Source organism: Psychrobacter sp. T6-1 (assembly GCF_052258445.1).
The window spans coordinates 1-1,036 of the sequence record NZ_JBQQFC010000552.1 but is presented as its reverse complement, the minus strand read 5'-3'; the positions used below and the strand labels follow the sequence as shown (position 1 = coordinate 1,036).

The 1,036-nt window shown below is 43.9% G+C and carries 2 protein-coding genes; both read right to left on the bottom strand.

Annotated elements, in window-relative coordinates:
* Positions 1–858 (bottom strand): DUF1176 domain-containing protein (locus ACTXGO_RS14525; protein WP_443575017.1); only part of this gene is annotated, 858 nt, incomplete at its 3' end.
* 49 nt (positions 859–907) lie between these two features.
* Positions 908–1,036 (bottom strand): benzoate/H(+) symporter BenE family transporter (locus ACTXGO_RS14520; RefSeq protein WP_443575018.1); only part of this gene is annotated, 129 nt, incomplete at its 5' end.

Genomic DNA, 1,036 nt, shown 5'->3' with positions numbered 1-1,036 from the left:
AAGCAGGCTTGAGCTATATTCTTGTCTGCTTTGATAGACTTGCGTTTTTGGATTGACAAGCTCGCAATCACCCATAACCTGCTCTGAGCCCATTAGTGACTCGGCACCAATATCGACCCATTTACTAATATTGTTTTGCAGGTAGGTTAGCCTTGAGGCAGAGATCGGCTGATTTTTTTTATCTGAATAAGCAAACGCTTTTTTGATCACAGGTTTGGCTATAGCCTTTTTTGGTATCTGCTGTTTGGAGTGCTGTTTACTCACCAAAGCGATCGGCGTCCCGACTCTTCCTTGGGTTTCATCCAACTTCAATAATACTGCGCTCATGCCTTTATCTGATATTTGCCATTGATACTCACCCCTCTTAAATACTATTTTTGTATGCTTACGAGCCTTATCAATAAGCTGCTTAGTTTGAGCAGTCGTCAATCTGCCCCGGCCCATCTCGTCAGTATTTAAGTCCACCTTACCGAAGTATTGATCATCGAGCCATAACTCAATAGGGTGGTTTTGTCCCTCAATTTGAGCGATGATTTCATTTGATGACTCCCAGTAGTTTAATACTACCTGTGTGCTGGGTATTTTCTCGCCTGCCGCTACAGTCATCATAATACTGCCGCGCCATTCGGCAGTTTCCTGCGTATACCCCGCCGCGCTGCAAGTCAAGGTATTGTCGCAGACCACATGCCAGTCACCGCTGACAAAACCACTGCCCTCAAAAGGATCGCCGTAAGCCCCGTACGCGTTATTCAGCATTAAGCCTAATACACTAGCACTAAGCGCTTTGACAAGCTGATTTTGTACAACGAATCGTTTTGATAGCTGACTCATCATAGACTCACTTTTAAGAGCATTCATTGTTATCTTATTACAGCTACTGGTCGAAATCAGTTTTATTTTTATTGGTTTATGGCTTTACAAACATAGGCAGCAGGCGTTTTTTGGTCAGTACATAATGGGCAATCATACCGATAACCACGCCCCAAAATACTGAGCTTAATCCTAAGAACTGCATGCCAGAGGCGGTCGCCATAAA